General features: G+C 42.8%; 11 protein-coding genes. 8 read left to right on the forward strand and 3 right to left on the reverse strand.

Annotation, left to right across the window (positions count from 1 at the left end):
* Positions 1-89: 89 nt before the first annotated feature.
* On the forward strand, positions 90-815 hold the full coding sequence (locus tag BWP33_RS07950; protein ID WP_002642102.1) for an SDR family oxidoreductase: 726 nt from the start codon (positions 90-92) through the stop codon (positions 813-815).
* Positions 816-891: 76 nt separating this feature from the next.
* Here BWP33_RS07950 and apbC read toward each other — a convergent pair whose 3' ends face one another.
* A complete protein-coding gene (gene apbC, locus BWP33_RS07955; RefSeq protein WP_002642103.1) occupies positions 892-1,950 on the reverse strand; it encodes an iron-sulfur cluster carrier protein ApbC in 1,059 nt (352 codons plus the stop codon).
* 354 nt (positions 1,951-2,304) lie between these two features.
* Here apbC and BWP33_RS07960 point away from each other — a divergent pair, with 354 nt between their 5' ends.
* The 6 genes from BWP33_RS07960 (at position 2,305) to BWP33_RS07980 (ending at position 10,666) form a co-directional block, all read left to right on the forward strand.
* Positions 2,305-3,930 carry an inorganic phosphate transporter gene (locus BWP33_RS07960; RefSeq protein WP_002642104.1) on the forward strand — a complete coding sequence of 542 codons (1,626 nt, stop codon included), beginning with the start codon at positions 2,305-2,307 and terminating at the stop codon, positions 3,928-3,930.
* A gap of 248 nt (positions 3,931-4,178) precedes the next feature.
* Positions 4,179-6,458: a DNA topoisomerase IV subunit A gene (gene parC, locus BWP33_RS07965; protein ID WP_002642105.1), complete on the forward strand. Its 2,280-nt coding sequence runs from the start codon at positions 4,179-4,181 to the stop codon at positions 6,456-6,458.
* A 5-nt stretch (positions 6,459-6,463) separates the two neighbouring features.
* A complete protein-coding gene (locus BWP33_RS07970) occupies positions 6,464-8,128 on the forward strand; it encodes an ATP-binding protein (protein WP_002642106.1) in 1,665 nt (554 codons plus the stop codon).
* Complete coding sequence (locus BWP33_RS13315) at positions 8,121-8,486, forward strand: response regulator (protein ID WP_002642107.1); 366 nt, start codon at positions 8,121-8,123, stop codon at positions 8,484-8,486. The genes BWP33_RS07970 and BWP33_RS13315 overlap by 8 nt, the downstream gene beginning before the upstream one ends.
* Positions 8,422-9,738, forward strand: coding sequence for a sigma-54 interaction domain-containing protein (locus BWP33_RS07975; protein WP_398407868.1), 1,317 nt, complete (start codon positions 8,422-8,424; stop codon positions 9,736-9,738). The genes BWP33_RS13315 and BWP33_RS07975 overlap by 65 nt, the downstream gene beginning before the upstream one ends.
* A 70-nt stretch (positions 9,739-9,808) precedes the next feature.
* A complete protein-coding gene (locus BWP33_RS07980; protein ID WP_002642109.1) occupies positions 9,809-10,666 on the forward strand; it encodes a phosphoribosylaminoimidazolesuccinocarboxamide synthase in 858 nt (285 codons plus the stop codon).
* Positions 10,667-10,728: 62 nt separating this feature from the next.
* Here the strand turns inward: BWP33_RS07980 and surE are convergent, their stop codons facing one another.
* Positions 10,729-11,484: a 5'/3'-nucleotidase SurE gene (gene surE, locus BWP33_RS07985; protein ID WP_002642110.1), complete on the reverse strand. Its 756-nt coding sequence runs from the start codon at positions 11,482-11,484 to the stop codon at positions 10,729-10,731.
* Positions 11,485-12,076: 592 nt separating this feature from the next.
* On the opposite strand from surE, the gene BWP33_RS07990 reads away from it, so the two are divergent.
* Positions 12,077-13,633: a TerC family protein gene (locus BWP33_RS07990; protein ID WP_002642111.1), complete on the forward strand. Its 1,557-nt coding sequence runs from the start codon at positions 12,077-12,079 to the stop codon at positions 13,631-13,633.
* Positions 13,634-13,837: 204 nt separating this feature from the next.
* Here the strand turns inward: BWP33_RS07990 and BWP33_RS12455 are convergent, their stop codons facing one another.
* The gene (locus tag BWP33_RS12455; RefSeq protein WP_155999565.1) at positions 13,838-13,975 is read right to left on the reverse strand and encodes a hypothetical protein; all 138 of its coding nucleotides are present in this window, start codon (positions 13,973-13,975) and stop codon (positions 13,838-13,840) included.
* Between the last annotated feature and the right edge of the window lie 2 nt (positions 13,976-13,977).

The following is a 13,977-nucleotide window of genomic DNA, read 5'->3' on the forward strand; positions in this document are numbered from 1 at the left end:
AAAAAAACTTTCTCGGGCTGCCTGAAAATTGCTAATATATATAAATCTATGGTATTTTTGATTAATTTTTGTTTTAGGATTGAATGAAAATGACTGAACAAGTCTTGCAGGATAAAGTGATTTTGATAACCGGCGCATCGCAAGGACTGGGCGAAGCTGTGGCAAAAGCAACAGCATTGGCGGGTGCAACTGTCATTTTGGTGGCGCGAAATCAGAAGCGTTTGGAGAAGATTTATGATGAAATTGTGGCAAGTGGTGCGCCTGAACCTTATGCGGTGGTTTTTGATTTGATGAATGCAAAAGAAAATGAATTCAGTCAGTTAGCCGTAACCATTGCTCAAGCCACATCGGGAAAATTAGATGGTGTGGTGCATTGTGCCAGTCATTTTATTGCTTTGTCGCCGTTGGATTTTCAGACGATTGATGAGTGGGTAAGCCAATATCGCATGAATACGGTTGTGCCGATGGCGTTGAATCGGGCGGTGTTTCCGATGCTCAAAGAAGCGGCGGATGCGTCTGTGATTTTTGTTGGCGAGTCGCATGGCGAACAACCGCAAGCGTATTGGGGAGGTTTTGGTGCGTCTAAATCAGGTGTGAATTATTTGTGTAAGGTTACGGCTGATGAGTGGGAGCGTTTTGCGAATTTGCGTGCTAATGTATTGATTCCTGGTGCCATTAACTCGCCACAACGGATTCAAACTCATCCTGGTGAAACCGCTCAAGAACGCAAAAATGTTGAAGACATTACACCAGCGTTTGTGTGGTGGTTGAGTCAACAAAGTCAAGGACACACGGGCGAAATTGTGTATCTGTAAACAAAACCGAAAGGGGATAAAACCCCTATTTTTCAGGCTGCCTATTTTTCAGGCAGCCTGAAAATATGTCAAACCATTATTTTTGTGATTCCACGATAATTTTGGGAAAACGGTTGCTAAAATCTTGCCCTTTGTCGGCAATTGCCAGCGCAACCGATAATGCAGCATCTTGATAAATTTGCGCAATTTTTTCATATTGTGCGTGCAAATTGCCAGCCGTGCCTGCGTCCATGGCTTCGCGTACAGGCAAACTCAAAGGCAATTGTCCCAATAATGGCACATTTAGTTTATTTGCCAATTCTTTACCGCCATCTGTGCCAAAAATCGCTTCGTGGTGTCCGCAATGGCTGCAAATATGCACCGACATGTTTTCTAATACGCCCATAATCGGAATATTAACTTTATTAAACATATCAATGGCTTTACGTGCATCAATCAACGCAATATCTTGTGGTGTGGTAACCACAATTGAGCCAGTTACGGGGATTTTTTGCGACAGAGTCAATTGAATATCACCCGTGCCAGGGGGTAAATCCACAAACAAATAATCCACATTATCCCATTGACTTTGAAACAATAATTGTTGCAACGCCTGTGATACCATTGGCCCACGCCACACAACCGCTTGATCGGGGTCAATCAAAAAACCAATCGACATAACTTGAATGCCATCTGCATTTTGTACGGGAATCATTCGGTTATCTCGTTGTTGCGGTTGCTGCATCGCCACGCCTAACATGGTCGGTTGGCTGGGGCCGTATAAATCTGCGTCCAACACGCCCACACGTGCGCCCATTTTTGCCATGGCAGTTGCCAAATTGGCAGTGGTGGTGGATTTGCCAACTCCCCCTTTGCCCGATGCCACAGCAATAATGTTTTTCACCCCCTCAATGGTGGCGATGCCTGCCTGAACTTTATGCGCAAGAATGCGTTGACGAATTTCCAATTCAACTGATTGCCCAGTGTGTTGTGTGATTTGTTGGCGCAATTCATTGGCTAAAAACGCGGCAGGAAAGCCAAATTGCAAAACTACTTTCAGGCTACCTGAACATTCTTTAGCTGAAATCAAGGCTTTTTCGCTGCCAATGGTGCGGTTGGTGTGCGGAATGACGATGTTATTGATTATTTGATTCATAATTTAATTTTGTGTATGAAAATAATAAAAAATGTAAGGATACGCTTTCAGGCAGCCTGAAACAAGTTGCGTCTAATGTTTGTCTGCTCTGAAGATTCAAACGACTATATATTAATAAATCTCATTAAATTCATATAGATAATTTATAGATAATTATTCTATTTGCCAGATAAAGTGTGAAGAATAGCACGAAATAGACTGGGTATGGTGTATCATTCGCATATTTTGATTGATTACATTAGTTTTGTTGATTTTTAGGCGTTACTGAATTTGTTGGACTCAATTGGGAGTTGGACAAAATTTTTGGGCGGCCTGAAAAAATGTTTTTTTTATTGTCAATATTTTAGGTTATTAATGAACTCTGTTAATTCTGAAACTCATCAACATTCAGACAGCTCAACCAGTCTTCAGGCTGCCATGAATCAACCGCGTCATTTATCTGCCATTTTAATATTTTTATTGATTTTATTCAGTGGATTAGGCTATTTATTTTATCAATTGTACGGCGACATTGTGCAAGTGGGTGGTTTGGATACGCGAACCGTGATTTTGCTGGTCGTTGCGCTATTGATTGCGCTGGGATTTGAATTTGTCAATGGTTTCCATGACACCGCTAACGCAGTCGCTACCGTGATTTACACGCATTCATTACCGCCTACTTTTGCGGTGGTGTGGTCGGGTATGTTTAATTTTTTGGGTGTGTTGGTGTCCAGTGGCGTGGTGGCGTATGGAATTATTGCGCTGTTACCCGTGGAGCTGATTTTGAACGTGGGTAGTGGGCATGGTTTTGCGATGGTGTTTGCGTTGTTGTTAGCGGCAATCATTTGGAATTTGGGGACGTGGTATTTTGGTTTGCCAGCATCTTCTTCACACACTTTGGTGGGGTCTATTATGGGCGTGGGCATTGCCAATGCGATGTTACACGGTCGTCCTGCGATTACGGGTGTGGATTGGACGCAAGTGCAAAAAGTGGGCATGGCGTTATTGATTTCGCCGTTGGTGGGATTTGGTTTAGCGGCTGTATTGTTGTTGCTGGCAAAACGCGCGTTGGCAAGGCAGCCTGAATTATTTGATGCGCCTCAAAACGATGCGCCTCCACCGACTTGGATTCGTTCGTTGTTGATTTTGACGTGTACGGGGGTTTCATTTGCACACGGTTCTAATGACGGACAAAAAGGCATGGGTTTGATTATGTTAATTTTAGTGGGGATTTTGCCTGTGGCTTACGGTGTGAATCATTCAATTACGCCGCAACAAATGACCCAATTTGCATCCGAATCACATCGCATTGTTCAAATGATTCAGCAGCATTCACCGAATACATTTTCAGGCAGCCTGAAAGATGCGCAACAGCAATTAATTGATTATATTCAATCTCATAAACAAACTGAAAAATTATTGCCTGCGTTGGCAGTACACATTCAAGACGTGGAACAAAAAACCATGCAGCAACCTGATTTGTCGCAATTAAATAATCAGCAAGTCAGTGAGTTACGCAATCAAATTTATTTGACTGCCGAAACCATCAAACAATTAGACAAACAAGCCGCATTAACTACACAACCTCAATTAGCCGATGCACTCAAATCGTATCAACAACAAATTGATAAACAAACCAAATTTATTCCATTGTGGGTGAAAATTGTGGTGGCGTTGGCGTTAGGATTGGGGACAATGGTTGGTTGGAAGCGCATTGTGGTTACGGTTGGCGAAAAAATTGGGCAACAACATTTGACTTACGCGCAAGGTGCATCTGCGGAGTTGATTGCGATGGGGACGATTGGTGCGGCGGATATTTGGGGGTTACCCGTTTCCACGACACATGTTTTGTCTTCTGGTATTGCGGGGACGATGGCGGCGAATCGTTCGGGTGTGCAAAAACAAACGTTGATTAATTTATTATTGGCATGGGTTTCCACTTTGCCAGCCGCGATGTTATTGAGTGGCGTATTGTATTGGATTTTGAGTTTTATTTTTTAAAATGATGTTACCATAATCGCATCTTGGTAGCTTGATTGATTAACTTATAGTGTTTTAAATCTAAATTAGGACAAAGTGATAATATCTGCCGTGTACGCATGGTACATTATGACGTTAGCAATGTTGTACTGATTTGAATTTAAAGCACTATAATTATTTCTCTGAAGAGAAAACCTTTCAGGCTGCCTGAAATTCCTTTAAAATAATCCATCTTAATTTAATTAAATTATTCTCAAAATTCAAACGCCATGTACTCCGACACCCTAGAACTCGCCCCCTACGCCGAACGCGCCTACCTTGAATACGCCATGAGTGTGGTCAAAGGTCGCGCCCTGCCAGCCGTGCAAGACGGACAAAAACCAGTACAACGCCGTATTTTGTTTGCGATGAAAGACATGGGTTTGGTACATGGCGCGAAACCTGTTAAATCAGCGCGTGTGGTGGGAGAAATTTTGGGTAAATATCATCCACATGGTGACAGTTCGGCTTATGAAGCGATGGTTCGCATGGCACAAGATTTTACTTTGCGCTATCCCTTGATTGATGGTGTGGGCAATTTTGGTTCACGTGATGGCGATGGGGCGGCGGCGATGCGTTACACCGAAGCGTGTCTGACACCATTGGCGGAGCTTTTATTGAGTGAAATCAATCAAGGTACTGTGGATTTTGTGCCGAATTATGATGGCGCGTTTGATGAACCTGTCTCATTACCTGCGCGTTTACCGATGGTGCTACTTAATGGTGCGAGCGGTATTGCGGTGGGTATGGCGACTGAAATTCCATCGCATAATTTGAACGAAGTTACGCAAGCTGCGGTGGCTTTGTTAAAAAAACCAAGTTTACAGCTAACTGATTTAATGGATTTTATTCCTGCGCCTGATTTTGCTGGGGGCGGGCATATCATCACGCCAACCAAAGATTTGCAACATATTTACGAAACAGGTAAAGGCAGCCTGCGTGTGCGTGCGCGTTACCAGATTGACAAAATGGCGCGTGGACAGTGGCGGGTGATTGTGTCTGAATTGCCACCGAATACGTCTGCTGCAAAAATTCTTGCCGAAATTGAAGAGCAAACCAATCCCAAACCCAAAGCAGGTAAAAAGCAACTCAATCAAGACCAACTCAATACCAAAAAATTGATGCTGGATTTGATTGAAAAAGTGCGTGATGAAAGCGACAGTGAACATCCTGTTCGCCTTGTTTTTGAACCGAAATCCAGTCGTATTGAGCCAGAACATTTTGTCAATACACTCATGGCGCAAACCAGTTTAGAAGGTAATGTTTCAGTCAATTTGGTGATGATGGGCATGGACAATCGTCCTGCGCAAAAAAATCTCAAAACGATTTTGCAAGAATGGCTGGATTATCGTGTGGCAACGGTTACGCGCCGATTGCAACATCGTCTGCACGCCGTTGAAAAGCGCATTCACATTCTGGACGGACGCATGATTGCGTTTTTGCACATTGATGAAATCATTCGCGTTATTCGTGAATCAGACGAACCAAAGCAAGATTTAATCCGCCAATTTGGTTTAACTGAAATTCAGGCAGACGATATTTTGGAAATTCGGTTGCGCCAATTGGCACGTTTAGAGGGCGTAAAATTAAAAAGCGAATTGAACGAATTACGCGAAGAACAAGGCAGCCTGAAAAATTTATTGTCTGATGAAGACGCAAAGAAAAAGTTAATTATCAAAGAGATGAAAGCTGATGCCAAACAATTTGGTGATGCACGACGCACTTTGGTGGAAGCCGCCGAACGCGCCACTTTAACGCAAACAACCGCCGATGAACCGATTACGCTGATTTTGTCGCAAAAAGGCTGGATTCGTGCGCGTGCAGGGCATGATGTGGATTTGTCGCAAATCGCGTTTAAAGAAGGCGATGATTTGCAACAGGTTTTGCAAACGCGTACCGTTCAATCGGTTGTGGTGTTGGACGATTTGGGGCGCAGTTACACGATTAATCCTGCTGATGTGCCAAAAGGGCGCGGTGATGGTGTGCCACTGGGTTCGTTGATTGAGATTCAGGCAGGCGCAAAAGCGTTGGCGATGCTTTCAGGCAGCAATGATGACCATTATTTGCTTGCCCATTCAGGTGGTTACGGCTTTATTTGTAAACTGGAAGATTTGCATTCTCGCTCAAAAACAGGTAAAACCGTCATGATGTTGGAAGCTGGCGAAACCGTTTTGCCGCCAGTGCCTGTGTATTTGTCCGCACTCATTAATCCTGATTGCAAAGTGGTATTAGCGACCGAACAAAAACGTTTATTGGCATTTCCAATTGGTGAGATGAAAATCATGGCAAAAGGACGTGGTTTACAATTAATCCGTTTGCAAGGTAATGATAAACTGATTTTAATTAATGTATTAAAAACGGAAAACTGTACATTAGATATTGTGGGTAAGCGTGGTGGCGAAAGCAAAGAAATTGTGCATCTTGTTGATATCATCAACAAACGAGGACACAAAGGTAAGGTGTCGAACATTTCAGGCAGCCTGAAAAAATTAAGTGAATATGAAAATTGAATGCCATGATTAAAGTCAAAGATTTAAAAAATCGCTTTTGGAAGCAGCAAGATTGGGATACCCAAATTGACCGAATCATTGGTTTTACCAATATCGCGCGTATTACCATTTTATTCACATTGATGATGTTTTCTGCCATCGCCAGCGATACCAAACATTTACTCAAACAATTAGTAGATGAAGACAGTCCCGCCAATAGGCTGCCTGAAGTGATGGTGTATCTGCAAAGCTCCGGTATGAAAGTGTGGTTTGCGGTGTACGGTTTTTTGTTGCTGTTGGGCGTATTTTACCCGAGTTGGCAGAAACAAAATCGTTGGGAAATGCCTAATATCACTTCGGTGGTGGACATTACCATGATGGTGCTGCTCACACACTTGTTGGGCAGTGTGGGTGTTGGTGTGGGTTTTGGGATTTTGATTTTGCCCTTTTTGGCGGTATCATGTGTTTTGAGTTATGGGCGATATTGGTTATTGTATGCGTCTTATGCGGCATTATTATTGACGATTAGTTTTTTGGTTCAATATGTTCCGTTTGATCGTGGTTGGCACGCATATGTGGGTGTGAGTGCAAATTTTATTTTGTTGGTTGTGGGATTTTATTTGGTTTCGGTGTTGACTTCTTTGTCTGCCAGTTATTTGACGAGCGCGAGTCAATCGGTGGAAAAACACCGCACCGCCTACGAACAAATCAGCGCATTGAATAAAGTCGTGTTGAATCGAATGCGAGAAGCCGTAATTGTTGTAGATGAAACGCGCCGTGTTTGGTTACACAATCGTCGAGCCATTTTTTATTTCCCCAATTTGAAAGTGAATACTGAAGCGCATTTTCTACAAGAATTGGTTAGACGTTGGCGCAGCAATACGCGACAATTTTTTGAAACCAACATCATGATTAATGATGTGGACATGAATATCCGCGCGACGCCTGTGTATCAAAATGATGTTGAATTGTTGATTTTATTTATTCGCTCGGAAAAAGATAGGCAGGCTGAAGCACAATCGGTTAAATTAACTTCGTTGGGTTTGCTCACGGCAAATTTGGCACATGAAATTCGCAATCCGCTTTCTGCCGTTCGTCAAGCCAATGGTTTGATGACTGAAAGCGCGGAAGATGACCCTATAATGACCAAATTGTGCAGTATTATTGATAAGAATATTGCCCGAATCGACCGCATGATTGAAGAAGTCTCCACACTCAACAAAAGCGACCGAACCAACAAAGAAACCATTAAATTAGACGAGTTTTGGAAAAATTTTCAGCAGGAGTTTTTACTCACACGTCCAGAAGCCATAGGCAGCCTGAAAGTAGATATTAGTAGACGCAGTGAAGCCGTGTTTGACCCCATGCATTTACAACAAATTTTGTGGAATTTATGCAATAACGCGTGGCGACATTGTCAGAAAAAAGCCCATTCCATTCATGTGGCGATATTGCCTTTAATTAACAGCGATTTTGTGTCTATTACGGTACGCGATGATGGTGGTGGCGTACCCGATGAAATGCAAATTCATTTGTTTGAACCTTTTTTTACCACACAATCACAATCTGAAGGTACGGGTTTGGGTTTGTATGTGGCGCGAGAATTAGCCCATGCCAATCGTGGTGATTTGCGCTATTTGCCCAACCGAAAAGCCTTTGAAATTTTATTACCGAAAGCACGTTATGACTAGAAGCAGCCTGAACCGCCCCGTATTGGTGGTGGACGATGAAGCCGATATTCGCGATTTGATGGAAATGACACTCATGAAAATGGGTTTAAGCGTGGACACCGCAGAGGGGGTTGCCATTGCCAAAAATAAATTGAATCAGAGCAAATATTCTTTGGTTTTAACGGATATGCGCATGCCTGATGGCTCTGGTTTGGAAGTTGTGGAACATATTACAAAAAATCAAATGGATACGCCAGTTGCAGTGATTACCGCATTTGGTAATGCTGACCAAGCGGTACAGGCATTAAAAATTGGTGCGTTTGATTATTTGCAAAAGCCGATTACTTTTTACTTTGGCGCAATTACGTACGCTGGTTAAATCGGCGATTAAAGTGCAAGACGAACACGATACTCCTGTCGCTCCCCCAAAAAAATCCGACCCAAAAAAATCCGATAACAAAGAAGAAAAAGAAGAAAATGAATGGAGTGAAATCGCAGATACGCTCACTCAAGCTACGCGTAGTTCGCGTGGGCGCAATCTGTCTTCAGCCAGCCTGAAAGCCGAAACAATTGATACGCCCGAGAAAACAATCAAATCAGATAAATTAGACAAGATTGAAGTGGTTGATTCGCCTTCAGGCAGCCTGAAAAAAGACAGCAGCGTCCCCAGAATCATGGGTTCATCACAGCAAATTGAAGAAGCTCGTCGCTTGATTCGCAAACTCGCAGACAGCAATGTTCCCGTGTATATTTCGGGAGAAAGTGGTTCGGGTAAAGAACAAGCGGCGCGTAGTATTCATGAATTATCCAATCGTTACGACAAACCTTTTATCGCGGTAAACTGTGGCGCAATCCCTGAAAATTTGATGGAAAGCGAATTTTTTGGTTACAAAAAAGGCAGTTTTACAGGCGCAGACCAAGACCGTTTGGGCTTTTTCCAACACGCACATGGCGGCACACTTTTTCTGGACGAAGTGGCGGATTTACCGCTTGGCATGCAGGTAAAATTGCTCCGAGCCATTCAAGAAAAAGCCGTTCGCCGCATTGGGGATGCGCAAGAAGTGAAAGTAGATGTTCGTATTATTTCTGCCACGCATAAAAATTTGGAATCGTTGGTGGACAGTGGCGCGTTTCGTCAAGACTTGTTTTACCGTTTGAATGTGGTTACGCTAAAAATGCCACCGTTGCGCGAGATGCATGAAGATTTGGAATATCTCATTGTGCATTTATTGCGCAAACATCACGGGACGGGCATTAAAATGACTTCCGCAGCACGTCAAGCTTTGCTGCATTACAACTATCCTGGCAATTTTCGTGAATTGGAAAATATTTTGGAACGCGCCGTTGCCTTAGCAAGCAACCATACAATTGATGTAGACGATTTGCAAATCAATACGCAGCCGATGGCTTTGGATGGCGAACATTTTTCATTGGCGGAACACAATGCCAGTGGTTTACCAACTTTCCAGATGGGACATATGCAATTGCAAGATTATTTGGACGATGTAGAACGCCAAATTTTGCAACAAGCTCTTGATTATACAAAATATAATCGTACGCAAGCGGCAAAAGTTTTGGGCATTAGTTTCCGCAGTATGCGTTATCGTTTGGATCGTTTGAACATTGAATAAAATATGAATGGATTTCAGGTAGCCTGAAAAAGAATTTCTCCTGTATTTTTCTTATTGCGAAAGCCTCATCATGAACATTTCTTTAAAAAAAATTTATTCTGGCAAAGTCCGCGATTTATATGAAATTGACGACAAAACCATGCTGATTGTGGCGACTGATCGTTTATCGGCATTTGATGTGATTTTGAATGAACCCATTGATGGAAAGGGCGAAATTTTAACGCAAATTTCCAATTTTTGGTTCGGTAAACTTGCGCATATTTTGCCTAATCATTTCACGGGGCAAACGGTTTATGATGTGTTGCCTGCAAACGAAGCCAAAGCCATTGAAAAACGTGCTGTTGTGGTTAAGCGATTGACTCCATTGAAAATTGAAGCGGTAGTGCGCGGTTATTTGAGTGGCAGTGGCTGGAAAGAATATCAGCAATCTGGTGCGGTTTGTGGCATCAGGCTGCCTGAAAATTTGCGCCAAGCCGAACAATTGCCCGAAGTGATTTTCACGCCGTCCACCAAAGCAGAAGTAGGCGATCATGATGAAAATATTTCATTTGAACAATGTGTTGACATTATCGGTGCCGATTTAGCGGAGCAAGTTCGCGCCAAAGCCATTCAGTTGTACACAGAAGCGGCCGAATTTGCCAAAATGCGTGGCATCATTATCGCTGACACTAAATTTGAATTTGGTTTAGATGAAAACGGTGTTTTGACGTTAATGGACGAAGTGTTAACGCCTGATTCGAGTCGCTTTTGGGCGATGCAAACGTATGAAGTGGGCAAAAATCCACCATCATTTGATAAACAATTTGTACGCGATTGGTTAGAATCCAGCGGTTGGAATAAGCAGCCGCCTGCACCAAAAGTGCCAGCAGACGTATTAAGAAAAACCGTTGAAAAATATCAAGAAGCATTAAATGTGCTGACGCAATAATTCATAAAATCAAAATGATTTTTCAGGCTGCCTTGCGGTATTTTCAGGCTGCCTGAAAAAAATCATACCGACATACCACGCCAATATTCACGCAAATAATCCATTTCACGATAAGCCGTTAAATCAATTTGCAGGGGCGTAATGCTGATGAATCCGGCTTCACACGCAGCAAAATCCGTGCCATCTTCATTGTCCGACACATCACCAGCCGCACCAATCCAATAAATTGCTTCACCGCGCGGATTAGTGGACGCAATCACATTTTGAATGTGATGACGCTTGCCTAAACGTGTGGTTTTGTAGCCTTGCAATTCATCGGGCGCAACGGCTGGAATATTCACATTCCACAAAACAGGCGCAATAGGCGGATTTTTCAGTAAATGTGATAATACAATCCACGCGGCTTGTTCGGCTGTTTCCGAATATTGCGCGAATTTGTGCGTATTAAGTGAAAATGCCACCGCAGGAATGCCCATCAAAAAGGCTTCGGTTGCGGCGGCGACTGTGCCCGAATAGAGTGTGTCATCGCCCATGTTTGCACCGTGATTGATACCAGAGATGACTAAGTCGGGTTTGAAATCGGGCAGTGCGTGTAAACCCAAATGAATACAATCAGTTGGCGTACCTGTTACATAATAAAATCCATTTTCTGCAGCGCGAAAACTAAGCGGTCTATCCAGTGTGAGTGAATTGCTTGCGCCACTGCGGTTGCGTTCGGGGGCGACTACACGGACGTTGGCGAATTCGCTTGCCACACGCGCCAAAATAGCGATGCCTTGCGCTAAATAACCGTCATCATTTGAAATCAAAATGTTCATACAAAAACTCCTTGTTAATGAAATTATTTTGTTGTTAGCGGTATAATAGGTAAGATTGTTTATGAACACAAGATTATCTTTCAAGTTGATATCTTTGCAAAAATTCATCTTAGCTCAATTTCTTCTCGATGAATTTCTTTAAATTTTAAAAATATTTCAATATTATCTGTTTGTTATGTGATGCTATGCTTTGAATTGCACCTCAATCTAAGGTTTTGCAACGGTTTCAGGCAGCCTGAAAAATATGTGCGAAATTGGCACATGAGGCGAGTCAGGCGCAATGAAAACCATTGACTGACATTAAATAATGCGTTGAAGTGTATTTGTTTTTAACTTGTTGTCATCTTTAAACAAACGCCATGATTGGGTAAGAAAATAGGGGTGTTTTTGTTTGCGTATTCATCGCCAAACTGTTAAACTGCAAATATCTTTATTACATTTATGTACCGCAATGAATAAACCCCAAACAGTTGGGTTTCAACAAAAGGCTGCCTGAAACGCATCAACCGCTTTTCAGGCAGCCTTTTGTTGCTTGCTGTTTTCAGGCTGCCTGAAAAAATATGATTTAATTAAATGAAGGAAAAACATTACAATGGACTTAAGTTGGCTTAGCGAACCGCAAACTTGGATTGGATTTGCTACGTTATTGATTTTAGAAGTGGTTTTGGGTATTGATAATCTCGTCTTTGTGGCGATTTTGGCGAACAAAGTCAAACCCAGTTTGCGCGATAGGGCGCGGATTACTGGCTTGAGTTTAGCGGTTGTGATTCGCATCATGATGCTGGCGTTTATGGCGAAAATCATGACGCTGACGCAACCTTTATTCCAATTATACAGCTTAGACGTGTCAGGTAAGGATTTGATTATGCTTGGTGGTGGCATCTTTTTGCTTTACAAAGCCACCACCGAATTACACGAACGCTTAGAAGGCGCAAACCACTTTCAAATCGCTGATAACCACAAAAAACACGCCGCATTTTGGGGTGTGGTGGCGCAAATTCTGATTTTGGATGCGGTGTTTTCCATTGATAGTGTGATTACGGCAGTGGCGATGGTGGAACACATTGTCGTGGCAATGGGAGCGGTAGTGGTAGCGATGACCGTCATGATTTCTGCCAGCAAACCACTCACCGAATTCGTGGACAAACATCCCACAGTGGTGATGTTGTGTTTGGGCTTTTTGCTGATGATTGGTTTTAGTTTGATTGCAGAAGCGTTTCATATTCATATTCCAAAAGGTTATTTGTATGCGGCGATTGGTTTCTCTATTTTGATTGAAATTTTTAATCAGGTTTCCATTAAAAATACCAAAAAAAATGAGTATATTGGCAGTTCGTGGCGACAACGAACCGCCGAAAATGTGTTGGGTATGATGGGCATACGAGAAAGCTTGTTGGCGACTGAGGGCGATGCGTCTAATGACAACGAACATTTTGAAGAAAATGAAAAATCCATGATTCGCAGCGTGCTGACTTTGGCAGAACGCCCGATTTTTGGTGTGATGATTCCGCGCAGCGATATTGTGCGTCTGGATATTTCGCAAAGCAAAGACGAACAAAAAGCCAAATTAGCCGAATGCCCTTACACGAGAATGCTGGTGGTGGGCAAAGCTGGTGTGGACGAACCATTAGGCTACATCAACAAAAAAGATTTACTCACGCAATTGTTGGCGACTGGTGAACTGAATATTCATGCAGCCTTGCGTCAACCGTTGATGCTGCCTGAAAGTGCTACTGCATTGATGGCAATAGAATTATTTCGTACACACAGTGCGGATTATGCGTTGGTGGTTGACGAATTTGGCGCGGTATTGGGTTTGGTTACGATTAAAGATTTGCTGGAGACCATCGCAGGCGAATTCCCCGAAGAATTTGAACGTGAATTCGAACCGACTTTACAAGAATTGTCCGATGACAGTTTAACGGTAGATGGCGCGTTGGAATACGTGGAGCTTGCGCCACAACTGAATTTACCGTTGCAAGAAGACGCAGGTTTTCATACGGTAGCGGGTTTGATTATGGAGCAATTGGGCGATTTGCCCGAAGTTGGCGATTCAGTGGAATATGCGGGTTGGCGTTTTCAAGTTATTGAAAAAGATGGGCATAAAATTGAACGTGTGAAAATTGAACGTGTAGCAGAAGAAGAGTAGGGACATGATTCAGGTGGTTTTTAGGGTGAGTGCTTTGCGTACAGCATTTTCAGGCTGCCTGAAAAGAATCCTTGACTTTTAGATGATTGTTGCTATAATGCTGCACTCTATTTCTTGAAGCCATCGTCTTCGACCTACCATTTCTATTATTCAGATTACTGAATTGAAATGAGTCCGAAAAACAATGCCCTTTGGGGCATTTTTTTATTTTGCAGGTTGTCGCCGATGTAACCCACCAGTTTGAGAACTGGCGACAACTTTGTGATTAAATTCTTGTGCAATGATTTTCAGGCTGCCTGAAAATATCTTTTTGATTTTGCAAATTAATTGCTCTATGCCCATGC

The organism is Simonsiella muelleri ATCC 29453, from assembly GCF_002951835.1.
GTDB classification, from domain to species: domain Bacteria; phylum Pseudomonadota; class Gammaproteobacteria; order Burkholderiales; family Neisseriaceae; genus Simonsiella; species Simonsiella muelleri.